This window comes from Ralstonia sp. UNC404CL21Col (assembly GCF_000620465.1).
Lineage (GTDB): Bacteria > Pseudomonadota > Gammaproteobacteria > Burkholderiales > Burkholderiaceae > Ralstonia > Ralstonia flatus.
In genome coordinates this window covers 425,964-449,525 of sequence record NZ_JIBE01000003.1, presented here as the reverse complement: position 1 = coordinate 449,525, position 23,562 = coordinate 425,964, and the positions used below count along the sequence as shown (strand labels likewise).

Below are 23,562 nucleotides of genomic sequence, written 5' to 3'. Positions count from 1 at the left end.
TGGCAGGGGTTGCTGTTGACATCATTTCAGATCAAATTCGGGCCGTGCGCGTCGCCTGACTGGGGAGCCGGCACCTGCTGCAGCGCCTGCTGCACGCGTTGCCATCAAGGGAGTTCGATGTTCAATTTTTTGCTTAACCCGTGGCGCAAGTGGCGCGCGTCCCGGCACGCCAGCCATCAACTCGATGCCATCCTGGCGCAGTTCGAGCCCACGCGCAGTCTGGCCGAGCGCAACGAATGGCTGATCGAGCTGGCCTATTGGTTGCGTCGGGCGGATCGGCCAGCGGGGGCCGCGTCGGAGTCCTGGCGCTATGCCCGCCTGCGTTATCTGCTGCAGGTACTGGAGAACAATCCGGCCCTGGCAGAACGCGTCGGGCGGACACTGCGCAGCATCGTGCAGGACAACGATCCGGTGTCGCTGCTGTGCGATACGGGGTTGTCGTCACGCTCGGGGTTCTGGAGCGAGTTGCTCGACCGCTGGCAGGCGCGCCTGCTGCCGCCCGCACCCAATCAGCCGCAGCTGGCGACGTTGTTTGCGCTGATGTTTGTGGGGCCCACCGACGCGCAGTGGGTGGATGGCCTGGACGACGAACTGGTGACGCGCCTCTACGCGCTGTTCCGTGCCGGGATGACGGAAGACGAGCACGCGGCGGGCCAGACACGGCTGGAGCGCAGCCTTGGCATCGGTATCCAGATCCTGATCAGCCAGGTGCGCGCGGCGGGGCTGTCGCGCGGCATCCGCAGCCGCATGGACCACGCGGAACTGACGGACTCTCCGTTCTATCTGCTGGCCGACGCAGCCAATGCGATCTTCCTTGAGCGGCCCAACGCCGAGCTGGCGAGCCCCGAGCGGTTTCTGCAGGAACTGAACTATTTCCGCGCCGTGCTGGACCGCTGCCGAACGGCGACGGCCAGCGTGTATCAGCATCTGGACGAGAACGGCGTCTCCGTGGAAGTCGTGTTCCAGGTCGAGCGCATGAAGGCGTGGCTGGGCCGCATCGATTTGCTGCTGACGGCGTGGGCGGACACGCAGGGCTCACGCCGCTTCGTGCATATGACGGCCGAGCTGGTGTCGGCCAGCCAGCACCGCCGCAGCGTGGGGTATCTGATCCGCTCCACGTTTGCCGATCTGGCGCGCAAGGTGGTCGAGCGGTCTGCTGAGAGCGGCGAGCACTACATTACGCGCGACGGCAAGGAATACGGCGCGATGGTCAAGGCTGCGGCCGGCGGTGGCGTCATTACGGCGGCCACCGTGTACATCAAGTTCTTCATCACCGGCGCGCATCTGTCGCGCTTTACCGAAGGGCTGTTCGCGTCGATCAACTATGCGGTCAGCTTTCTCGGCATCCATTTCGCGCATTTCACGCTGGCCACCAAACAACCTGCCATGACGGCCCCTGCGCTGGCGCACCGGCTCGATCAGGTGGGGCGCCAGGAAGGGTTGGACCGCTTTGTCGACGACACGGTCGCCATGATCCGCTCCAACGCGGCGGCGATTGCGGGCAATCTTGTGGCCGTGGCACCGGTAGCCTTCCTGGTGCAGTGGCTGGCCGGGCGCTTCTTCCATACCGATCTGATTTCGGCAGCGAAGGCGATGGCGACCATCGATTCCTTTTCGATCCTTGGGCCGACGCCGTTGTACGCGATCTTCACGGGCGTGTTGCTGTGGGCGTCAAGCCTGGCGGCGGGCTGGGCAGACAACTGGTTCGCGCTACACCGTGTGCATGACGTGATCGCCTACCACCGGCGCCTTCGGTTCATGGTCGGCACGCAGGGCGCGCAGCGCATTGCCAGCTTCTGGAAGCGCAATCTGTCGGGCATTGTCGCCAACGTGTCGCTGGGCTTCATGCTGGGGCTCGGGCCCGAGATCCTGTCGTTCTTCGGCCCGCATATGGAAGTGCGTCACGTCACGCTGTCGACCGGTGCGGTGGCAACCGCCGTGGGCGTGCTGGGCCCAAGCGTGATGCATACCGCACCATTCTGGCTGGCTGTGGCCGGCATTGCGCTGATGGGTGTGCTGAACGTGCTGGTGTCGTTCGCGCTGGCCTTCAACATGGCGATGCGCTCACGCAACCTGCGCGGGGTCGATCGTAAGCGCGTGACGGGCGCCGTGTGGCGTCGCATCTTGCGGGATCCGCTGTGCCTGCTGGTGCCGCGCGCCCCGACTGTGAGCACGCCGCCCAGCACCAGCACGCCGGTCTAGGTCTAGTGGGTTGCGGGAGCGGCAGGCGCGCCCAACTCGCTGCGGAACGGAATGGATGGCTGCGCGCCGAGCCGCGTGACTGACACTGCCGCCGCGGCTTGCCCGAATTCGATGGCCGTATCGGGCGACACGCCTTCTGCCAGTGCCACAGCCAGCGCGCCGACAAACGTATCGCCGGCAGCGGTGGTGTCGATGGCGTGCGCGATCGGTGCCGGCATCAACAGGCGCGACTGCGCATCTACGTAAGCCACGCCGCGCGCCCCCAGCGTGACGATCACGTGCCGCGCACCTTGTGCATGCAGATCAGCGGCGGCATCCAGTGCGGCTTCGGGCGAATCGACAGGGCGGGCTGTCAGTAGCGCCGCTTCGGTTTCGTTCGGGATGAGGTAATCACAGGCCGCAATCCATGGGGTAGGCAGTGGGCCGATGGCAGGCGCCGGGTTCAGGATGACCGTTTTGCCAAGCCGCTGCCCGAGCTTGAGCGCGCATTCCACCGCATCCGGCGGAGATTCCAACTGACAAACGATTACGCGCGCGCGTTCGAACGCTGCCTGTTGCGCTTCGATCATCGCTGGCGTTAGCAATTCGTTGGCGCCAGCCACGATGACGATGGTGTTCTGGCCGCTGTTGGCCACGGTCACGCAGGCGATGCCGGTGGCTGCCCCGGCGTGCACCGACACCATCGATGTGTCCACGCCCTCGCGGCGCAGGCCTTCGCGCAGTGCGGTGCCGTATGCATCGTCACCCACGCAGCCGAGCATGGCGACACGGGCCCCCAGGCGCGCAGTCGCCACGGCCTGGTTGGCACCCTTGCCGCCTGGGATGGTTTCCAGCGCAGGCGCAGCAACCGTTTGCCCGGGACGCGGCAAGCGCGGCGTGCGGATCACGAGATCCATATTCAGGCTGCCGACGATCAGCACGTCGGCAGCGGGGTGCGCGGAAGAGGCGGAAGGGCGCTTGGCCACCATGGCGGGACTACGTTGAAGGCGTGAAAGGAATGCGGGATCAGGCGGCGCGGGCGGGGCGCTCGGGCTCGGCGGTCGACTCGCGCAAAGACAGGCGCGGCGGCAGCACGATGCGGCGCGCACGGTGCTCTTCCACGGGATGTCGCAAGGCGTTGTCGCCGAGGTGTTCGAGCAGCGTCTGCGCGGTGGTCTCGCCTAGCTGGCGGATCGATTGGCCAACGGTGGACAGCGCCGGATAGACGTAGCGGCTCAGTTCGATGTCGTCAAAGCCCATCACGGACAGCGCCTTCGGCACAGGAATGCCCAGTTCCGCCGCAGCGCGCAGCGCGCCGATACCCATCAGGTCATTACCGGCAAAGATGGCCGTGGGCATCTCGCCTTCGGTCAGCAGTTGGCGCGCGGCACGGTAGCCGCCGGGGCTGGTGAAATCGCCTTCGGCAATGCGGGCCGAGGCTTCCGGCACGCCGGCTTCGCGCAGCGCGCGGTGGAAACCGGCAAGGCGCTCTGCCGTCACGCTCAGTGCCGACGGCCCGCTGATGCAGGCGATGCGGCGGTGGCCGAGTTCCAGCAGATGCTTGGTCGCCATGTACGCGCCTTCTTCGTGATCGACTTGCACTTGGTCGGCCTGGATGCCTTCGGTCGGGCGGTCGACCATCACGATGGGCAGGGCGGATTCACCGAGCGCTTCGACCAACGCCGTGTCTGGCCCGGCGCTGCTGACGATGATGCCGTCGACGCGTTTTTCCATCAGCACACGCAGGTAGTCGCGCTGCTTGCGGGGGTCGTCGTCGGAGTTGCAGAGGATGACGCTGTAGCCAGCGGCAGCGCACACATCTTCAATACCCCGCGCCAGCTCCGCAAAGTACGGGTTGGTGGCGGTGGGCACGAGCACGCCAATGGTGCGCGTGGTGCGGTGTTTAAGCGAACGCGCCACGGCGCTGGGCACATAGCGCGTAGCCCGGATGGCTTCTTCCACGCGCTTGCGTGTCTCGGCGTTGACTGGCCTTGTGTTGTTGATGACGTGCGAGACGGTGGTGAACGAAACCCCGGCCAGTGCGGCCACGTCCTTGATGGTTGCCATGACGATCTCCTCTGTCTCTTAATGTTGCTTGCTGCGGTTGCGCTTGCTGCGATAGGTGTCCATGACCACGGCCGCGACGATGACCGCGCCCGTGATGATTCGTTTGGTGGGCTCCGATGCGCCGATCTGTGCAAGGCCTGATTCGAGCACCGAGATGATCAGCACGCCGAACAGCGTGCGCACGACCGACCCGCGTCCGCCCATCAGGCTCGTGCCGCCGATCACCACGGCCGCGATCACCTGCAGTTCCATGCCTACGCCCGCGTTCGGATCGGCCGCTTCCAGACGCGACACCTGGAACAGCGCCGCCAGCCCCGACAACAATCCCATCAGCGCAAACACGGCAACCTTGTATGGCCGCGGATTCACGCCCGCTAGCCGCACGGCTTCTTCATTGGTGCCGATGGCCACCAGGTAGCGGCCGAACACCGTGCGCACTAGCACGATCTGGCCAACGATCGTGATGACAATCGCAATCAGGAACGACGGCGCAATGCCCAACGTGATGGGGTTGGCCAGCCAGTCGACCGCGCTGCCGATGTACACCGTGCGCGAATCGGTGAGGCTGTAGGCGAGGCCGCGCGCCATTTCCAACACGCCCAGTGACACGATGAACGACGGAATACCCCAGTGCACCGTGACCGTGCCGGTCAGCATGCCGGCCGCCGTGGCTAGCGCCACGCCCGCCAGCGCTGCTGGCAGCAACCCCCAGCCGAACTGGGTCATGGCAACAGACAGCACCGAAGCCGCCAGCGCCAGCACTGAGCCGACCGACAAATCAATGCCGCCGATCATCAGAATGAAGGTCATGCCGACCGCCATCACCAGCAGGTCGGGAATCTCGTTGGCGATGGTGGTGAACGTGGGCAGCGAGAAGAACGTCGGCGACAACGTGCCGAACAGCGCCAGCATGGCGATCAGCGCAGCGAGCAACCCGCCGATGGTGCCAAGCGACATGCCCAGCGCAGCGCGCGTGCCGGCGGTCGCAGGGGGCGGCGTCGGGGGCAGGGTGGAATCAGAGCGCATCTGCGGTCTCCGAGGGCGATTGGGGTGCACGTGAATCGGATTCGCCCGATTCACCGAAAGCGGCGGCGAGCAGCGTGTCCTGGCTCCAGCTGTCGCGTTGGAAGATGTGCGTGAGCCGCCCGGCGCGCATGACACCAATGCGATCACACAGTTGCATGAGTTCGCGCAGATCACTCGAGACCACGACCAGCGCCTTGCCTCGCGCCGCCAGCGCCTCGAGCAGCGTGTAGATGTCGAACTTGGCGCCGACATCGACGCCTCGCGTGGGCTCATCGAACAGCAGCACGGGCGTGTCGCGCTCCAGCCAGCGGGCGATGGCCACCTTCTGTTGATTGCCGCCGGACAGTTCACCCACCGGCTGCTCCGGACCCGCGCACCGGACCCGCAGGGCACCGATGTGCCGCTGCGCCAGCGCACGCTCTTGCGCGGGTTGCAGCCAGCCGCGCTTCGTGACGCCCGGCATGTTGCCCAGCGTGATGTTGGTCGCGATGGGCAGGCTCAGCATCAGGCCTTCGTCCTTGCGGTCTTCGGTGAGCAGGCTGATGCCGTGGCGTACCGCATCGCCGGGCGAGCGGATGCGCACAGGCGCCAGCGGCGACCCCATTTCGACGGTGCCCGCATCCGCGCGGTCCGCACCGAAGATCAATCGCAGCAGTTCCGTGCGCCCCGCGCCGACCAGCCCCGCGATGCCGAAGATTTCCCCCGGCGCCACGTCAAAGCTCACATCGCGCACGGCCGGCGCACGCGTAAGGCCGGTCACCCGCAGCGCCGGGGAGCCGTCACCGGGCCATGGCGCGCGCGTGGTGCGTTGTGTTTCGGATGCGGCGGCGACGTCGCGACCGACCATCGCCTGGATCAGCGCATCCTGCGTGACCGTCGCGGCCGGCGCATCGGTAACCAGCTTGCCGTCACGCAGCACGACGATGCGATCGGCAATGCGCGCGAGTTCGTCCAGGCGGTGGGAGATGTAGATGATCGCCACGCCTTCGCGGCGCAACGCGTCGATGCGCTCGAACAGCGTGGCGCTCTCGTGCGCGCTCAGCATCGCCGTCGGCTCGTCGAGGATCAGCACACGGCATGCGCTGGCCAGCGCTCGGGCAATCTCGATCATCTGCCGGTGGCCGATGCCGAGCGTCTGGACGGGCGTCCACGGGTCGAGGTCCAGGCCGACGCGCGCGAGCGCTTGTTCAGCCCGCTCGCGCAACGCGGGGCGATCCACGAAACCGAGCCGCTGGGGCAGGTCGCCCAGGAACAGGTTTTCGGCCACCGTCAGCGTGGGCACCATGCTCAGTTCCTGCAGCACCATGCGCACGCCCAGCGCTTCGGCTGCGCTGCGCGAATCGGGGGCGTACAGCGTGCCGGCCAGCGTCATCGACCCGGAAGTCGCCGTCTCCAGCCCGCAGAGGATCTTGGAGAGCGTGCTCTTGCCGGCGCCGTTCTCTCCCGTGAGCGCAAGCACCTCGCCCGGGTGCACGTCGAGATCGATATCTCGCAGCACGGGGGCGGCGTAGTGCTTGCTGAGCGCGGAGACGCGCAGCAGCGGCGCGCGCGGTTCGTAAGCGGCAGACATGGCTGGCGGCGGCTGGCCGGTCTGTCGGGTCAGGAACGCGTGACGAGGTTGACCGGTGTCTCGACGACACCTGACAGCTTCGCCTGCGGCGTCTTGGAGGCCAGCGCCTTCAGGGCGGTCTCGATGCCGTAGACGGCTTGCTGATCGGCGTGCTGATCGGCCGTCGCAACGACACGCCCATCAGCCAGCATGGCCTTGATGGCGTCGATGTTGTCATAACCGCCAATCAGCACCTTGCCCAGCTTGCCGGCCGCGCGCACCGCCGATACGGCGCCGATCGCCATGTTGTCGTTGCCGCACAGCAGCGCCTTCAGATTGGGCTCGGAACGCAGCATGGCGGCCGCCACTTTGTTGCCCTTGTCGATTTCCCACTCGCCCGATTGCACGCCTGCGATCTTCAGCTTGGCGGCTTCGGCCGCGTCCTTGAAGCCGGCGGTGCGCTGCTGGGCATTGGTGGTGGTCGGAATGCCCTCGATGATGCCCACGGCATCGCCCGGCTTGAGCGACTTGGCAACAAAGTCGCCCACCAGTCGCGCACCCTTGCGGTTGTCCGGCCCCACGAAAGGCACGTTAAGGCCCTTTTCCCTGAGCGCCGCCGGGTCGAGCCGGTTGTCGATATTGATGACGAGAATGCCCGCGTCCACGGCCTTCTTGACGACCGGCACCAACGCCTTAGAGTCGGCCGGCGCCAGCACCAGCGCGTCCACACGCGCGACGAGCATTTGCTCGACCAAGCGGATCTGCCCGGCGGTGTCGGTTTCGTCGCGAATGCCGTTCGTCAGCAGCGTGTACTCCGACGCGTGGTCCTTCTGATGCTTGCGCGCGCCGTTCTCCATGGTGAGGAAGAACTCGTTGGCGAGCGATTTCATGACCAGCGCAACCTTGGGCGGCTGGTTGGCGGCGTGCGCCAGCGAAAACGGGAACGGCAGAGCAGCAGCGACGGCAGAGCCCACGCCAAGGTGCAGGGCGCGGCGACGGCGGATATCCATGGTGTCTCCTCCAGGAAGAGGCCTGTCTGGGGCGGGTGGGTGCGGGCGTCGCTGCCGTGTCACGCCGTAAGGCATTCCTAAGGGCAATCGCGCCTCGCTCTTCGCAAACGTTTGCGTATCTGACAGTCTCGGCTACCGAGTAACAGAAGTCAATGAAATTGCGCTTTTCACCGCATAAGGAAAAACCCGCAGTGACGCGCCATTCGAGACGGGTATGCAAGTTGCGCTGCGGAAGTGGCCGGATAGCCCTATCGGACGTGGTTGATTGTTTTAGTCCACAATACGGCCTGCCGCGTGGCCACCCCGTTTTTCGGGCTCTGCAAATCCCCTTGCTGCGACGCGGAATCCCCCGACACCTTAGTTGACCGATTTTGTCGGGTTCCTTTATACTTGAGCAAAACGATCAGGTATTTCCCCGACGCCATGAGATTGACCACCAAAGGCCGCTTCGCGGTCACCGCCATGATTGACTTGGCGCTACGCCAGGAGCAGGGCCCGGTCACGCTGGCTGGCATCAGCCAGCGTCAGAAAATTTCGCTGTCGTATCTGGAGCAGCTGTTCGGCAAACTGCGCCGCCACGAAATCGTGGAAAGCGTGCGCGGTCCGGGCGGCGGCTACAGCCTCGCGCGCCGTGCCGACGACGTGACCGTTGCCGACATCATCATTGCCGTGGATGAGCCGCTCGATGCGACCCAATGCGGCGGCAAGGGCAACTGCGGCGGCGAAGAGCATGTCGGCGGCCATACGGGCCGCTGCATGACGCACGACCTGTGGGCGACCCTCAATCAGAAGATGGTCGAGTATCTCGATTCGGTGTCGCTGCAGAACCTGGTCGATCAGCAACGCGAGCGTCAGCCCGAAGTGATCCAGGACATGCGTGAAGCGCGTCCGGCTCGCCGCGAACGTGCCCCGGCACGCGCGCGCACCGTCGACGCGCCGGCCGCCACCTCGGTCGCCGCCGAACCGGTCAAGCGCGCCCCGCTGGTCAACTCCGTTTTCAGTCTGGCGCAGTCGTAATTGCGCCAGCGTGAGGCTGGCCACGATGCCGGCGCCACACAAGAACATCGCCCCCCACATAAGGCAGACAAGATATGAGCACCCTGCAGCTTCCCATCTACATGGACTATTCCGCGACGACGCCGGTGGATCCGCGCGTGGTCGACAAGATGATCCCGTATCTGCGCGAGAGTTTCGGCAATCCGGCTTCGCGCAGCCACCCGTTTGGTTGGGAAGCCGAAAAGGCGGTCGAGACCGCGCGCGAGCAGGTTGCCGCGCTGGTGAATGCCGACCCGCGTGAAATCGTCTGGACGTCCGGCGCCACCGAATCCGACAACCTGGCGATCAAGGGCGCTGCCAACTTCTACAGCAGCAAGGGCAAGCACATCATCACCGTCAAGACCGAGCACAAGGCTGTGCTGGACACGACGCGTGAGCTGGAGCGCCAGGGCTTCGAAGTGACGTACCTGGACGTGAAGGACAACGGCCTGATCGACATCGAAGTCTTCAAGCAAGCGATCCGCCCCGACACCATCCTCGCCTCGGTGATGATGGTGAACAACGAGATCGGCGTCATTCAAGACATCGAAACGCTGGGCGAAATCTGCCGCGAGAAGGGCGTGATCTTCCACGTCGATGCCGCGCAGGCGACGGGCAAGGTGGAAATCGACCTGCAGAAGCTGAAGGTTGACCTGATGTCGTTCTCGGCACACAAGACGTATGGCCCGAAGGGTATCGGCGCGCTGTACGTGCGACGCAAGCCGCGTATCCGCATCGAAGCGCAGATGCACGGCGGCGGCCACGAGCGCGGCATGCGTTCGGGCACGCTGGCCACGCACCAGATCGTCGGCATGGGTGAGGCTTTCCGCATCGCCAAGGAAGAAATGGCGACCGAGAACGAGCGCATTCGCATGCTGCGCGATCGCCTGTACCGCGGCCTGAACACGATGGAAGAGGTGTACGTGAACGGCGACATGGAAGCCCGTGTGCCGCACAACCTGAACATCAGCTTCAACTTTGTGGAAGGCGAGTCGCTGATCATGGCGATCAAGGACGTCGCCGTGTCGTCGGGCTCGGCTTGCACGTCGGCCTCGCTGGAGCCGTCGTACGTGCTGCGCGCCCTGGGGCGCAACGACGAACTGGCACACAGCTCGATCCGCTTCACGGTGGGCCGCTTCACGACCGAAGAAGAAGTCGATTACGTGGTTGAGCTGCTCAAGAGCAAGATCGGCAAGCTGCGCGACCTGTCTCCGCTGTGGGAGATGTACAAGGACGGCGTGGATCTGAACAGCATTCAATGGGCGGCGCACTGAGCGCGGCGCGTTTTCACCGATAGCGAATAACAGGCGCCCCCGCGCCAGCCAACGATTGAAAGAGGTGTGAAATGTCTTACAGCAACCAAGTTCTGGATCATTACGAAAACCCGCGCAACGTCGGTTCGTTCGAGAAGGGCGACGACACGGTCGGTACCGGCATGGTCGGCGCGCCGGCTTGCGGCGACGTGATGAAGCTGCAGATCAAGGTCAACGAGCAGGGCGTGATCGAAGACGCAAAGTTCAAGACCTACGGCTGCGGTTCGGCCATCGCTTCGTCGTCGCTGGTGACGGAATGGGTGAAGGGCAAGACGCTGGACCAAGCGCTGGAGATCCGCAACACGGCGATCGCTGAAGAACTGGCGCTGCCGCCGGTGAAGATCCACTGCTCGATCCTGGCTGAAGACGCAATCAAGGCGGCCGTGGCCGACTACAAGGAAAAGCACGGTTCGGCCGAGCAGAAGGCTGCTTGAGCCCGTTTGGATAGAAAGGACGCAGCATGATCACCCTGACCGACAAGGCCGCGCAGCACGTTTCCCGCTACCTGACCCGCCGTGGCAAAGGCGTGGGCCTGCGCGTGGGCGTGAAGACCACGGGCTGTTCGGGCCTCGCCTACAAGCTCGAATACGCAGATGAGATTGCCGCCGAAGACCAAGTCTTCGAATCCAACGGCGTCAAGGTGATCGTCGATCCGAAGAGTCTGCCGTACATCGACGGCACCGAGCTGGACTACGCACGTGAAGGGCTGAACGAAGGTTTCCGCTTCAACAACCCGAACGTGAAGGACGAATGCGGTTGCGGCGAGTCGTTCCGCGTGTGAGCGGGGCACGTTGAAGCAAGCGATTATCGGTTTCGAGCGGGACGAGGAGGGCCACTGGGTCGCCCGTCTCGCTTGCGGACATGGGCAGCACATGCGTCACGATCCGCCCTGGCAACTGCGGCCCTGGACGGAAACGGAAGCCGGGCGGGCCAGCAAGATCGGCGCGGTGGTGGAGTGCCTGAAGTGCGATCGGGGTGAGCCGGTCGAATAAGGAACACGAGGCGGCGCGGCCGCTTTTTTTATTCATGAATTCCGGTTTGTCCGCAAACACGACGCATTTTTCCCTCTTCGGCCTGCCCGAGCACTTCGAGGTCGACGACGACGCGCTGAACGCTGCCTACCGCACCGTGCAGTCGCAGGCGCATCCCGATCGTTACGCTCATGCGGGCGACGCCGAACGCCGCGTCGCCATGCAATGGGCCACGCGCGCCAACGAGGCCTATCAGACGCTGCGTGATCCGCTCAAGCGGGCGACGTATCTGCTGCACCTGCGCGGTATCGACGTGCAGGCCGAAAACAACACGGCCATGCCGCCTGCGTTTCTGATGCAGCAAATGGAATGGCGCGAAACGCTCGGCGACGCCAAGGCCGAGCGCAACGTGGATGCGCTGGACGATTTGCTGACCATGCTGCGCAAGGAAAAACGTACGCGTTATCAGGCGCTGTCCGGCCTGCTCGGTGGCGATGGCAACACCGCGGCGGCAGCCGATGCCGTGCGCCAACTGATGTTCATCGAAAAGATCGAACGCGACACCGCCGAGGCCATCGACCGGCTGGACGACTAGAACCCAGAATTTGCGACAATGTTGGGTTTGCCCCGGCAGGCAGCCCATCCGCGCAATCGAGACATCCCCATGGCTTTACTGCAGATTTCCGAACCCGGCGAATCGCCCGCACCGCACCAGCGCCGTCTGGCGGTCGGTATCGACCTGGGCACGACCAACTCGCTGGTGGCCTCCGTGCGCAGCAGCGTGCCGGAAGTGTTGCCCGACGATCAGGGGCGCCCGCTGTTGCCCTCCGTGGTGCGCTATCTGCCCTCGGGCGGCGCCCACATCGGCTACAAGGCGCAGGCCGAAGCCGTGCGCGACCCGAAAAACACCATCATCTCGGTCAAGCGTTTCATGGGGCGCGGCCTGAAGGATGTTGCCCACATCGAGAACACGCCGTACGACTTCGTCGACGCGCCCGGCATGGTGCAGTTGAAGACCGTGGCCGGCGTGAAAAGCCCGGTGGAGGTGTCGGCCGAGATTCTCGCCACGCTGCGGCAGCGCGCGGAAGATACGCTCGGCGATGAGCTTGTCGGCGCCGTCATCACCGTGCCGGCGTACTTTGACGATGCGCAGCGCCAGGCCACCAAGGACGCCGCCAAGCTGGCCGGCCTGAACGTGCTGCGTCTGCTGAATGAGCCGACCGCGGCTGCCATCGCCTACGGCCTGGACAACGCCGCCGAAGGCATTTACGCCGTCTATGACCTGGGGGGCGGGACGTTCGACATCTCGGTGCTCAAGCTCACCAAGGGCGTGTTCGAGGTGATGTCGACGGGCGGCGACTCCGCGCTCGGCGGTGACGATTTCGACCAGCGCGTTGTGTGCTGGATCGTCGAGCAAGCCGGTCTGCAACCGCTCTCGGCCGAAGACACGCGCCTGCTGCTGAACAAGGCGCGCGCCGCCAAGGAATGGCTCTCCACCGCTGACAGCACCGAGATTGACGCGATGCTCTCCACCGGCGAGACCGTCCACCTCGTGCTGACCGCCGAGACCTTCGCCGAACTGACCGCCAACCTCGTGCAAAAGACGCTGTCGCCGGTGCGCCGCGCGTTGCGCGATGCGGGCGTGACAGTGGAAGACGTGAAGGGTGTCGTGCTGGTGGGCGGCGCCACGCGTATGCCGATCATCCGTCGCGCCGTCGGGCAGCTGTTTGGTCGCACGCCGCTCACGAACCTCGATCCGGACCAGGTGGTCGCCATTGGTGCTGCCATGCAGGCCAACCTGCTGGCCGGCAACCGCGCGCCGGGCGAAGACTGGCTGTTGCTCGACGTGATCCCGCTGTCGCTGGGTGTCGAGACGATGGGCGGCCTGGTCGAGAAGATCATCCCGCGCAACAGCACGATTCCCGTCGCGCGCGCGCAGGAATTCACCACGTTCAAGGACGGCCAGACGGCCATGGCGATCCACGTGCTGCAAGGCGAGCGTGAACTCGCGAGCGATTGCCGTTCGCTGGCGCGCTTCGAGTTGCGCGGCATCCCGCCGATGGTGGCCGGCGCCGCTCGCATCCGGGTGACGTACCAGGTCGACGCCGATGGGTTGTTGTCGGTGTCCGCACGCGAAACGGTGTCGGGCGTGGAAGCGTCGATCACTGTCAAGCCGTCGTACGGTCTGGCCGATGACGATGTCGCTCGCATGCTGCAGGAAGGTTTCCAGTCCGCCGAAGAGGACATGCGCCGTCGAGCGCTGGCGGAGGAGCGTGTTGAGGCCGAGCGCCTGCTGGAGGCGCTGTCGCAGGCGCTGGCCGCCGATGGCGATCTGCTGTCGCCCGAGGAGCGCGCCACCATCGACGCGGAGATCGCCGCGCTGCGCACCACCATGCAGGGCGAAGACCACCGCGCCATCAAGGACGCCGTGGATGCCCTCTCGCATGGCACCGACGAATTCGCCGCACGCCGCATGGACCGCGGCATTCGCAAGGCGCTCGCCGGCAAACGTATCGAGGAGCTCGGCTGATCGCCGATCGCATCCCCCCCAAACACACATCACATATCGAACGAGTTTCTTCATGCCACACATCGTCGTCCTTCCTCACGTCGAATACTGCCCGGAAGGGGCCGTGATCGAAGCCAAGCCCGGCACGACCATCTGCGATGCGCTGTTGGGCGCTGACATCGAGATCGAGCATGCATGCGAGAAGTCGTGTGCCTGCACGACCTGCCACGTGATCGTGCGCGAGGGCTTCAATTCGCTGGATGAGGCGACCGAGAAGGAAGATGATCTGCTCGACAAGGCGTGGGGCCTAGAGCCGAACTCGCGCCTGTCCTGCCAGGCCAAGGTGGCGGAGACGGACCTGACCGTCGAGATTCCGAAGTACACGATCAACCACGCCAAGGAAAACCACTGAGCCGACCGGCTAGCGGAGGAGGGAAGCCATCATGAAATGGAACGACATCCAGCAGATCGCGGAAGCGCTGTACGACAAATACCCTGACGTCGATCCGACGCGCCTGAACTTTGTCGACCTGCACAACAAGGTCGTCACCCTGGAAGGCTTTGATGATGACCACAAGCGTGGCGGCGAGAAGTTCCTCGAAGCCATCCAGCAAGCCTGGATCGACGAAGCGGAATAAGCGCGTAGCCTCAATCAAATGCGTGCGCATGAAAAAACCGGCCCGAAGGCCGGTTTTTCTTTTGGGCGAAGGCGACGCCGGATTAACCGGCCACCAGCGTCCCGTTCTCGACATGCACGCGTTCGCCTGCCTGGAAGCCCGGGGCAGCCTTGTACATGAAGCTGCGGGTCGTACCGTTGTCCATGCGAACGTTCACGCGGTATTGGGTGTCGCGGCTGTAGTAGTTTTCCGCCACATGGCCACCGTAGCCGCCTGCTACCGCGCCGCCGACTGTCGCCAGCGTACGGCCATTGCCGCGGCCAATCTGGTTACCCAGCAGCCCGCCCACCACAGCGCCACCGATCATGCCGAGGCCGGTTTCCTTGCCTTGCGTGGTGATCGGGGTGACCGACGTCACGTGACCGGCATAGGGGCTGGCCGACTGGCGCGGCTGGGTTTGCGCATAGCTCGGGTTGGCCGACGGCGCGCGCTCAGCGTACGACGGCTCACGGGCGCGCGCCGGAGCGGGCGCGACGTTTTGTGCCGGATACGGAGCAGCCTGGTTCGGTTGCGTCGTCTGGCCCGGTGCAGCCAGCGCCATCGGTGCCGAAGCGCCCGGCATGGCCACTGCCGACTGGGCTGCCACATTCGGGTCCGTGCTGCCCTGCGTCGCCTTCGAGGTGGGCAGCACGCCGGTAATGGCGGCCACCGCCGTCAGGCTGGCGATGATCACGGCGACAGCAGCCGTCGTCATCAGCGGATGCATGCGTCGCGACGACGACGGGACTTGACCCGGCGACGTGCCACCGTATTGCTGACCTTGATTCGGTTGGATGTTGTTGTCCATCTTCGTTCTCCTGCGGCCCGTGATTGGTTCATGTTGCGGCCTTTCGATGATCACAGTGTGGTTCATCGCCCAAACGGATGCCGTTTTAATTTGTAAGCATCTGTACCGAGGTTTTTCCTTTAAAAATCAAGTACTTGGCGCGGTTTGATACATATTGTGGAAACGAGGCGATGTTACAAATAGCGGGGTGGGCGCGGGTTTTGCGCATCCGCAGGCAACAAAAAACGCCCCCGAGGGAGCGTCTTTCGAAGGCGATCGACCGAACCGATCAGTCTTCCCGGCGCAGGTGCGGGAAAAGGATCACGTCGCGGATGTTCGGGCTGTCGGTGAGCAACATCACCAGACGGTCGATGCCGATGCCGCAGCCGCCGGTCGGGGGCATGCCGTATTCCAAAGCGCGGATGTAATCGGCGTCATAGAACATGGCTTCTTCGTCGCCGGCGTCCTTCTGTTCGACCTGCTTGCGGAAGCGCTCGGCTTGGTCTTCCGGATCGTTCAGCTCCGAGAAGCCGTTGGCGATTTCGCGGCCGGTGATGAACAACTCGAAGCGCTCGGTGATGCCGGGCAGCGTGTCGGAGCCGCGTGCCAGCGGCGACACTTCGACCGGGTAGTCGATGATGAACGTCGGCTCCCACAGTTGCGACTCGGCGGTTTCTTCAAACAGCACAAGCTGCAGGGTACCCACGCCGGCGTTCAGGAATTGCGGCGCGTTGGTGTCGATCTTGAACTTCTTCAGCTCGGCGCGCAGGAACTCGACATCTGCCAGTTGCGCGTCGGTGTATTGCGGCGCGTACTTCTGGATTGCCTGGCAGATGGTCAGGCGATGGAACGGCTTGGCCAGATCCAGCTCGCGGCCCTGGTAAGTGAGCGTGGCGGTGCCCGAGGCGTCGATGGCCGCCTGGCGAATCAGCTGCTCGGTGAAGTCCATCAGCCAGCGGTAGTCCGTGTAGGCCGCGTAGAACTCCATCATCGTGAACTCGGGGTTGTGTCGCGGCGACACGCCCTCGTTACGGAAGTTGCGGTTGATCTCGTAGACGCGCTCGAAGCCGCCGACGATCAGGCGCTTGAGATACAGCTCCGGCGCGATGCGCAGGAACATCTGCATGTCCAGCGCGTTGTGATGCGTGATGAACGGCTTGGCTGCAGCGCCGCCCGGAATCGGGTGCAGCATCGGCGTCTCGACCTCCATGAAACCGTTGCCGGCCATGAAGTTGCGCAGCGAGGCCATGGCCTTGGTGCGGGCGCGGAACGTGTCGCGCGTTTCCTTCGAGACGATCAGGTCGACGTAGCGCTGGCGGTACTTCTGTTCCTGGTCGGCCAGGCCGTAGTAGTCGCCCGGCAGCGGACGTAGGCTCTTCGAGAGCAGGCGCAGTTCCGTCACCGCCACCGACAGTTCGCCGGTCTTCGTCTTCATCAGCGTGCCGCGTGCGGCCACGATATCGCCCAAGTCCCACTTCTTGAAGCTGGCGTAGACGTCTTCGCCCACGGCGTCGCGGCTGATGTAGAACTGGATGCGGTCGGTGCTGTCCTGCACGGTGGCAAAGCTCGCCTTGCCCATCACGCGCTTGAGCATCATGCGGCCGGCAATGGCCACCTGCACCGGTTCGGCTTCCAGGGCGGCCTGTTCCAGCTCGCGGTACTTGGCTTGCAGATCACCGGCATGGTGCGTCGGGCGAAAATCGTTCGGGAACGCGACGCCTTGCTGGCGGATCTCCGCGAGCTTCTCGCGGCGTTCGGCGATGATCTTGTTGTCGTCCTGCGCCGGCACGGCGGCCGCGGTATTCGATTCGGCCGGGTTGTTCTGTTCGGTCATGATGGTGATGAGAGGAATGTCGGTTCAGGCGATGTTGCGCAGGTCGTCCAGCTCGGTCGCGCCAAAGTCGGGGCGGACGAGGTAGGCAGCGATGCGCGCGGCGGCGTCTTGCGGCGAGACCAGCTCGCCATGCGCGTGCAGATCGCGGAAGCGCTGCACGCCGGCAAAGTCGGCGCCACGGATGGTGCGTTGCATGTCGGTGTCGATCACGCCGGGGGCCAGCGCCACGGCGCGCACGCTGGCGTCGCCATCGGCGTTGATGGCGCGTACGAACATGTCGAGCCCCGCCTTGCCGGTGCAATACGCCGCCCAGCCGGCGATCGGCCGGCGTGCTGCGCCCGACGAGATCGCCAGCACACGGCGCTGCGCGTTCCACGCGGCGGTGCCGCGCAGCAGGGCAGCAGTCAACGCCATCGGGCCGGCCAGGTTCAACTGCAGGTGCGGCAGCAGCGTATCGGCACGCAGCGTATCGATGGTGCCGATCGGCTCGACCGCGCCGGCGTTGAGCACCAGCGTCACGTTGGCAAAAGCGGGCAGGGCGGCAAGCGTCTTGGTCATCCAGGCCTCGGCGGCATGCGCGTCGGACAGGTCGACCTGATGCCAGTCGAGCATCACGCCGGCGGCTGTCGCCTGCGCGCGCAATTCGGCGTTATCGCCGCGTGCGACGCAGATGAGGCGGTGGCCAGGTTGCATCAGCGCCTGGGCCAGCGCGGCGCCCAGGCCGCGCGAGGCACCGGTCAGGATGAACAGGGACGTGTCAGACATGGCAGTCGCTCAGGTTGGGCGCGGATCAGACGCCCTGTTTCAGGCTCGCCTGGATAAACGGGTCGAGGTCGCCGTCCAGCACCTTCTGCGTGTTGGAGATTTCCACGTTGGTGCGCAGGTCCTTGATGCGGCTTTGGTCCAGCACGTACGAGCGGATCTGATGGCCCCAGCCCACGTCCGTCTTTGCGGCTTCCTGCGCGTCGGCAGCAGCCTGGCGCTTGCGCAGTTCGTGCTCATACAGACGCGACTTCAGCATGGTCATCGCTTCGGCGCGGTTGCGGTGCTGCGAGCGGTCGTTCTGGCATTGCACGACGATGCCGGTCGGGATGTGCGTGATCCGCACGGCCGAATCGGTCTTGTTGATGTGCTGACCGCCCGCGCCCGAAGCGCGATACGTATCGACGCGCAGATCGGCGGGGTTGACCTCGATCTCGATCGAATCATCGACTTCCGGATACACGAAGATCGACGAGAACGACGTGTGACGCCCGCCCGCCGAGTCGAACGGCGACTTGCGCACCAGGCGGTGCACGCCGGTCTCGGTGCGCAGGAAACCAAACGCGTATTCGCCTTCGACCTTGATCGACGCGCTCTTGATGCCGGCCACGTCGCCTTCGGACTCTTCCAGCACTTCGGTCTTGAAGCCCTTGCGCTCGCAGTACTTCAGGTACTGGCGCAGCAGCATCGACGCCCAGTCGCACGCTTCGGTGCCGCCTGCGCCGGCCTGGATGTCGATGAAGCAGTTGGCGGCGTCCATCGGGCCAGAGAACATGCGGCGGAATTCCATGTCTTCGACAATGGCGCGCATGCCTGCGGTATCAGCCTCGATGGCTTCGATGGTGTCGTCGTCGCCTTCTTCGCGGGCCAGCTCGAACAGCTCAGCGCCGCCGGTGAGGTCTTCGTCGAGCTTGGTCAGTGCCAGCACGACGGTTTCAAGCGACTTTTTCTCGCGGCCCAGTTCCTGGGCGCGTTTGGGATCGTTCCAGACCTCGGGGTTTTCGAGTTCTTTATCGACTTCAACTAGACGTTCAGATTTGACGTCGTAGTCAAAGATACCTCCGAAGGTCGTCGGCGCGCGACTTCAGGTCGGCCAACGTGTTCTGGATGGCATTGAGGCGTTCTGCTTCCATGGTGCAAAAATCCGGTCGGAAACCGGAAATTATAGCGGAATCAAGGGGTTTTCCGTCCGCGTAGACCGTCAAAACCGCCATTTTCCGGACGGGCGCGCCGGGATTTCTGTAGCGGCCACAGGCGTCCCGCCTCGCTTCGGTTAGCATGACGACCAGTCCACATGGCTCTTGGCGCTGTCCGATGATCATCCGCTCGCTGCTCGATACCGATCTGTACAAATTCACCATGATGCAGGTGGTGCTGCATCACTTTCCCGGTGCAAACGTCGAATACCGCTTCAAGTGCCGCAACGCGGGCGTCGATCTGGTGCCGTTCATTGAAGAGATCCGCGCCGAGATCCGCCACCTTTGCACCCTGCGCTTTACCGATCCGGAGCTGGATTACCTGCGCGGCATGCGCTTCATCAAGAGCGATTTCGTCGATTTTCTCGGCCTGTTCCATCTCAACGAGAAGTACATCGACGTGCGCCCCGCACCGAGCAACGACGGGCAGATCGAGATCGTCATCGCGGGGCCGTGGCTGCACACGATCATGTTCGAGGTGCCGGTTCTGGCCATCGTCAACGAGGTGTTCTTCAGCCGCACGCAGACGCACCCGCAGTGGGAGGAGGGCAAACGCCGCCTGACCGACAAGCTGGCGTCGCTCAAGCGCCCCGGCCTGGAAGACTGCCGCATTGCCGACTACGGCACGCGCCGCCGCTTTTCGCACACCTGGCACGAGCATGTGCTGCTGGAGACGCGTGCGCAGCTGGGCGCCCAGTACGCCGGCACCAGCAACGTCCACTTCGCCATGAAGCACGGCATGACGCCGCTCGGCACGATGGCGCATGAATACCTGCAGGCGTGCCAAGCGCTGGGCCCGCGCCTGCGCGATTCCCAGATCTTTGCGCTGGAAACCTGGGCCAAGGAATATCGTGGCGACCTCGGCATCGCGCTGTCGGATACCTACGGCTTCGACGCCTTCCTGCGCGATTTCGACATGTTCTTCTGCAAACTGTTCGACGGCGTTCGCCATGATTCCGGCGACCCGTTCGAGTGGGGCGAGCGCATGCTCAAGCATTACGACGACATGCGCGCCGAGCCGAAGTCCAAGGCGCTGATCTTCTCCGACAGCCTCGACATGCCGAAGGTCATCGGCCTGTATGAGCGCTTCCATGGTCGCTGCAAGCTGGCGTTCGGCGTGGGAACCAACCTGACCAATGACCTGGGCTACACGCCGCTGCAGATCGTCATCAAGATGGTCCGCTGCAACGGCCAGCCGGTGGCCAAACTGTCGGACGCGCCCGAGAAGACGATGTGCGACGATCCGGCCTACCTCACGTATCTGAAGCAGGTCTTTGGCGTGCAATAAGGCTCACGCCGGCGCCGAATAAGTTTCACCGGCGTTGGCGGCTCGCGCGGAAAGCGGCTCGTATAATCGATCGATCTTTCGGAGCCGCCATGGAATCACAACCGGACACCCCCGTCGATCCGCTCGACACGAGCCGCGCACGCGACGCCATTTTTGCCCGCATCCGCAATGCGCAGCATCGTCCCGCGAAACCGACGCAGGGTGAGCGCGACGCCGTGGCGGATTACCTCGCGCGCCATCCCGCCGGCCCCCGCCCGCCGCTGCCGGAAAACCTGGCCTCGCATTTTGCCGAGCAGGCGCTGAAGATGGCCTCCACGTTGGAGTCGGTGGAGGCGCTGTCCGACGTGCCGGGCGCGGTGGCCCGCTACTTGTCTGGGCTGAACCTCCAGCCGCAAGCCGTGGCCTGGACGACATTGCAATCGCTGGACTGGGCGGCGGCCGGCATCGGCATCGAATTCCGTCCGCCCGTGCGTGAGGCGCAAGCCGATCGGGAACACGGCGATCTCGTCGGCATTACGGGTTGCTTCTGCGCAATTGCCGAGACGGGCTCGCTGATGCTGCTGTCGGGGCCGGAGAACGTCGCCTCCACGGCGCTGCTGCCCGAGACGCATATCGCCGTGGTTCCGCAGTCGCGCATCGTCGCCACGCTGGAAGACGCCTATGCGCTGATGCGCGCAGAGCGGGGCGAGCTGCCGCGCGCCACCAACGTCATCAGCGGGCCGTCGCGCACGGGCGATATCGAGCAGACCATCGTGCTCGGTGCACATGGCCCGTATCGCGTGCACGTGATTGTTGTGACGACCGCCTGACGCGGCGTCCTGGGCGCGTTGGCCCATCAAACATCCGTGGACGTTTAGGAGGCAACAGACTTCGGGCGTTTACACTGGCGTCTTTGTTTGTGGCGCGGCGGCGTTTGCTGCGCCCGCGCTTAGGAGAACGCCGACGTGAAACGCCTCTGGCCCCTTGTCTTTCTGTTTGTCTGTGGCCTGGCGCGCGCCGCTGATGTGAACGGCGCGGAATTGTCCCTGCTCTGGGGTGTGCCATTCGCGGGCATCCTGCTCTCGATTGCGATCGCACCGCTCCTCGTGCCCAAGCTGTGGCACGACCATTACGGCAAGATCGCAGCGGCCTGGGCGTTGGCGCTTTTGGTGCCGTTCGGGATCGCGTTTGGCACGGAGGCGGCCATCGCTTCCGTCAATCACGCGGCTCTTGCCGAGTACATTCCCTTCATCGCGTTGATCGCCGCTCTGTATGTTGTTGCGGGCGGTATCTGCATTCGCGGCAATCTGCATGGCACGCCAAAGCTCAATACGGGGTTGATCGCGCTTGGCACGGCGCTGGCGAGCATCATGGGGACGACCGGCGCCGCGATGCTGCTGATCCGGCCTTTGCTGCGCGCCAACGAGGCACGCCGGCATCGGGCGCACGTCGTCGTGTTCTTCATCTTCCTGGTGGCCAATGCCGGTGGGGCGCTCACGCCGCTGGGCGATCCACCGCTGTTCCTCGGCTTCCTGCAAGGTGTCGATTTCTTTTGGACCACGCAGCATCTGTGGCGCCAGACGCTGACGATGTGGGTGTTGCTGCTGGCGATCTTCTTCGTCATCGACAGCTATTTCCACCGCACGGGCAAGGAAGAACTGCCCAACATCACCGACGCCACACCGGACGATGCGGGCCCGCTGCGCTTCGAGGGCAACGTCAACTTTGTACTGCTGGCAGGCATTCTGGGCCTCGTGCTGATGAGTGGGCTGTGGAAGCCCGGCATCGTCTTCTACGTGATGGGCACGGAGGTGCTGCTGCAGAACGTGGTGCGCGACATCGGGCTGGTCACCATCGCGCTGCTTTCGTTGTGGCTCACCCCGGCAAGCGCACGCGCGGGCAACGAGTTCAACTGGGAACCCATCCTGGAAGTCGCCAAGCTGTTCGCCGGCATCTTCATCACCATCGGGCCGGTCATTGCCATGCTCAAGGCCGGCGTCGACGGCCCGTTCGCGGGCATCGTCCATCTCGTCAACGACAGCGCAGGCCAGCCGAACAACGCGATGTACTTCTGGGCGACGGGGTTGCTGTCGTCGTTCCTCGACAATGCGCCGACGTATCTGGTGTTCTTCAACACCGCCGGCGGTGACGCCTCCATGCTGATGAGCGAGGGCGCGTCCACGCTGGCCGCGATTTCCGCCGCGGCCGTGTTCATGGGCGCCAACACCTACATCGGCAACGCGCCCAACCTGATGGTCAAGGCCATCGCCGAAAGCCGCGGTCTGCAGATGCCGAGCTTCTTTGGCTACATGCTGTGGTCCGTGTGCATTCTTTTGCCGATTTTCGTTCTGATGACCTTCGTCTTCTTCCGCTAACCGAACGTGTGCTCAACGTATGAAACCCGGAATCCTTGTCACCCGCGCGCTGTTTCCCGAAGTGCTTGAGCGCTTGCGCGAGACCTTCGACGTGATCGACAACCAGGCGGACATCGAGTATCCGCCCGAAGCGCTGGCCGAGCGGCTGCAAGGCCGCGTGGGCCTGCTGTCCAACGCCGCCGACACCATCAACGCCGAGTTGATCAGCCGCGTGCCGACGCTGCGCGCCGTATGCAACATGGCCGTCGGCTACAACAACTTCGATCTCGCCGCGATGACGCGTGCTGGCATCCTGGCGACCAACACGCCGGACATCCTGACCGAGACCACCGCCGATTTCGGCTGGGCCCTCCTGATGGCCGCCGCACGCCGCGTCTCCGAGTCAGAGCGCTGGCTGCGTTCGGGACAATGGAAGCGCTGGACTTACGACATGTTCCTCGGCGCCGAGGTGTATGGCAGCACGCTGGGCATTCTCGGCATGGGCCGCATCGGCCAGGCGCTGGCGCGGCGCGCGAGCGGCTTCTCGATGCGCGTGATCTATCACAACCGCAGCCGGCTTTCGCCCGAAGTCGAGCAGGACACGCGCGCCACCTATGTCAGCAAGGACGATTTGCTGAAGCAGGCTGATCACCTCGTGCTCGTGCTGCCGTACTCCAAGGAAAGCCACCACGCCATCGGTGCGGCCGAGTTGGCACAGATGAAGCCGACCGCCACGCTGGTCAACCTCGCGCGCGGCGGCATCGTGGATGACGCCGCATTGGCGCAGGCGTTGGCGGACAAGCGCATCTTTGCGGCCGGCCTGGACGTCTACGAAGGTGAGCCGAAGGTGCATCCGGCATTGCTGGACGCCGAGCACGTCGCGCTCACGCCGCACATTGCCAGTGCCACCTTGGGCACGCGCCTCGGCATGGCCAACCTGGCGGCCGACAACCTCATCGCAGCGCTGGGCTTCGGCCCGCGCGCGGGGCAGCCGCCCAACTTGTTGAACCCGGATGCGCTGGCGCAGCGCGCATCCTCCTGACCG

23 protein-coding genes are annotated in these 23,562 nt (G+C 64.6%); 14 read left to right on the top strand and 9 right to left on the bottom strand.

Annotation, left to right across the window (positions count from 1 at the left end; all coding sequences use genetic code 11):
* Window positions 1–117: 117 nt before the first annotated feature.
* A complete protein-coding gene (locus tag N511_RS0102165; protein ID WP_027677793.1) occupies window positions 118–2,202 on the top strand; it encodes a site-specific recombinase in 2,085 nt (694 codons plus the stop codon).
* Between the two features lie 2 nt (window positions 2,203–2,204).
* Here N511_RS0102165 and rbsK read toward each other — a convergent pair whose 3' ends face one another.
* Genes rbsK through N511_RS0102140 form a run of 5 tightly spaced genes read right to left on the bottom strand, consistent with a single transcriptional unit; the run spans window position 2,205 to window position 7,833 of the window.
* Window positions 2,205–3,170 carry a ribokinase gene (gene rbsK / locus N511_RS0102160; protein WP_027677792.1) on the bottom strand — a complete coding sequence of 322 codons (966 nt, stop codon included), beginning with the start codon at window positions 3,168–3,170 and terminating at the stop codon, window positions 2,205–2,207.
* A 37-nt stretch (window positions 3,171–3,207) separates the two neighbouring features.
* Window positions 3,208–4,248, bottom strand: coding sequence for a LacI family DNA-binding transcriptional regulator (locus N511_RS0102155; RefSeq protein WP_027677791.1), 1,041 nt, complete (start codon window positions 4,246–4,248; stop codon window positions 3,208–3,210).
* Between the two features lie 18 nt (window positions 4,249–4,266).
* The gene (locus N511_RS0102150; RefSeq protein ID WP_027677790.1) at window positions 4,267–5,274 is read right to left on the bottom strand and encodes an ABC transporter permease; all 1,008 of its coding nucleotides are present in this window, start codon (window positions 5,272–5,274) and stop codon (window positions 4,267–4,269) included.
* On the bottom strand, window positions 5,264–6,844 hold the full coding sequence (locus N511_RS0102145; protein ID WP_027677789.1) for a sugar ABC transporter ATP-binding protein: 1,581 nt from the start codon (window positions 6,842–6,844) through the stop codon (window positions 5,264–5,266). The genes N511_RS0102150 and N511_RS0102145 overlap by 11 nt, the downstream gene beginning before the upstream one ends.
* Window positions 6,845–6,873: 29 nt before the next feature.
* A complete protein-coding gene (locus N511_RS0102140) occupies window positions 6,874–7,833 on the bottom strand; it encodes a sugar ABC transporter substrate-binding protein (protein ID WP_027677788.1) in 960 nt (319 codons plus the stop codon).
* Between the two features lie 423 nt (window positions 7,834–8,256).
* On the opposite strand from N511_RS0102140, the gene iscR reads away from it, so the two are divergent.
* From iscR to iscX, 9 genes are all read left to right on the top strand, one after another.
* On the top strand, window positions 8,257–8,850 hold the full coding sequence (iscR, locus tag N511_RS0102135; RefSeq protein WP_027677787.1) for a Fe-S cluster assembly transcriptional regulator IscR: 594 nt from the start codon (window positions 8,257–8,259) through the stop codon (window positions 8,848–8,850).
* A 74-nt stretch (window positions 8,851–8,924) separates the two neighbouring features.
* Complete coding sequence (locus N511_RS0102130; RefSeq protein WP_027677786.1) at window positions 8,925–10,142, top strand: IscS subfamily cysteine desulfurase; 1,218 nt, start codon at window positions 8,925–8,927, stop codon at window positions 10,140–10,142.
* A gap of 71 nt (window positions 10,143–10,213) precedes the next feature.
* The gene (iscU, locus tag N511_RS0102125) at window positions 10,214–10,615 is read left to right on the top strand and encodes a Fe-S cluster assembly scaffold IscU (protein ID WP_004635709.1); all 402 of its coding nucleotides are present in this window, start codon (window positions 10,214–10,216) and stop codon (window positions 10,613–10,615) included.
* A gap of 26 nt (window positions 10,616–10,641) precedes the next feature.
* A complete protein-coding gene (gene iscA / locus N511_RS0102120; protein WP_027677785.1) occupies window positions 10,642–10,962 on the top strand; it encodes an iron-sulfur cluster assembly protein IscA in 321 nt (106 codons plus the stop codon).
* 10 nt (window positions 10,963–10,972) lie between these two features.
* The gene (locus N511_RS0102115; protein WP_027677784.1) at window positions 10,973–11,173 is read left to right on the top strand and encodes a DUF3565 domain-containing protein; all 201 of its coding nucleotides are present in this window, start codon (window positions 10,973–10,975) and stop codon (window positions 11,171–11,173) included.
* A gap of 34 nt (window positions 11,174–11,207) precedes the next feature.
* Complete coding sequence (hscB, locus tag N511_RS0102110; protein WP_027677783.1) at window positions 11,208–11,747, top strand: Fe-S protein assembly co-chaperone HscB; 540 nt, start codon at window positions 11,208–11,210, stop codon at window positions 11,745–11,747.
* Between the two features lie 69 nt (window positions 11,748–11,816).
* Window positions 11,817–13,682: a Fe-S protein assembly chaperone HscA gene (gene hscA, locus N511_RS0102105; protein ID WP_027677782.1), complete on the top strand. Its 1,866-nt coding sequence runs from the start codon at window positions 11,817–11,819 to the stop codon at window positions 13,680–13,682.
* A 52-nt stretch (window positions 13,683–13,734) separates the two neighbouring features.
* The gene (gene fdx / locus N511_RS0102100; RefSeq protein WP_027677781.1) at window positions 13,735–14,073 is read left to right on the top strand and encodes an ISC system 2Fe-2S type ferredoxin; all 339 of its coding nucleotides are present in this window, start codon (window positions 13,735–13,737) and stop codon (window positions 14,071–14,073) included.
* Between the two features lie 31 nt (window positions 14,074–14,104).
* Complete coding sequence (gene iscX / locus N511_RS0102095; RefSeq protein ID WP_009238557.1) at window positions 14,105–14,299, top strand: Fe-S cluster assembly protein IscX; 195 nt, start codon at window positions 14,105–14,107, stop codon at window positions 14,297–14,299.
* 82 nt (window positions 14,300–14,381) lie between these two features.
* Here iscX and N511_RS0102090 read toward each other — a convergent pair whose 3' ends face one another.
* The 4 genes from N511_RS0102090 to prfB form a co-directional block, all read right to left on the bottom strand.
* Window positions 14,382–15,125, bottom strand: coding sequence for a glycine zipper 2TM domain-containing protein (locus N511_RS0102090; RefSeq protein ID WP_027677780.1), 744 nt, complete (start codon window positions 15,123–15,125; stop codon window positions 14,382–14,384).
* 268 nt (window positions 15,126–15,393) lie between these two features.
* Window positions 15,394–16,938 carry a lysine--tRNA ligase gene (gene lysS / locus N511_RS0102085; protein ID WP_027677779.1) on the bottom strand — a complete coding sequence of 515 codons (1,545 nt, stop codon included), beginning with the start codon at window positions 16,936–16,938 and terminating at the stop codon, window positions 15,394–15,396.
* A gap of 24 nt (window positions 16,939–16,962) precedes the next feature.
* A complete protein-coding gene (locus N511_RS0102080; RefSeq protein WP_027677778.1) occupies window positions 16,963–17,703 on the bottom strand; it encodes an SDR family oxidoreductase in 741 nt (246 codons plus the stop codon).
* Between the two features lie 25 nt (window positions 17,704–17,728).
* Window positions 17,729–18,833 (bottom strand): peptide chain release factor 2 gene (prfB, locus tag N511_RS0102075; RefSeq protein WP_102064856.1). Its coding sequence is split into 2 segments (ribosomal slippage): window positions 17,729–18,751 and window positions 18,753–18,833, totalling 1,104 coding nucleotides; the frame shifts between segments, so codons are not numbered across the junction.
* A 181-nt stretch (window positions 18,834–19,014) separates the two neighbouring features.
* Between prfB and pncB the strand changes: the two genes are divergently transcribed.
* The 4 genes from pncB to N511_RS0102050 all read left to right on the top strand — a co-directional run bounded on the left by pncB (window position 19,015) and on the right by N511_RS0102050 (window position 23,559).
* On the top strand, window positions 19,015–20,184 hold the full coding sequence (gene pncB, locus N511_RS0102065) for a nicotinate phosphoribosyltransferase (protein WP_027677777.1): 1,170 nt from the start codon (window positions 19,015–19,017) through the stop codon (window positions 20,182–20,184).
* An 89-nt stretch (window positions 20,185–20,273) separates the two neighbouring features.
* Window positions 20,274–20,993, top strand: a complete 720-nt coding sequence (locus N511_RS0102060; protein ID WP_027677776.1) for a LutC/YkgG family protein — start codon at window positions 20,274–20,276, stop codon at window positions 20,991–20,993.
* A 135-nt stretch (window positions 20,994–21,128) separates the two neighbouring features.
* Entirely contained in the window at window positions 21,129–22,538 is a 1,410-nt protein-coding gene (locus tag N511_RS0102055; RefSeq protein WP_027677775.1) for a sodium:proton antiporter, read from the top strand.
* Window positions 22,539–22,557: 19 nt separating this feature from the next.
* On the top strand, window positions 22,558–23,559 hold the full coding sequence (locus N511_RS0102050; protein WP_027677774.1) for a 2-hydroxyacid dehydrogenase: 1,002 nt from the start codon (window positions 22,558–22,560) through the stop codon (window positions 23,557–23,559).
* Window positions 23,560–23,562: the final 3 nt, after the last annotated feature.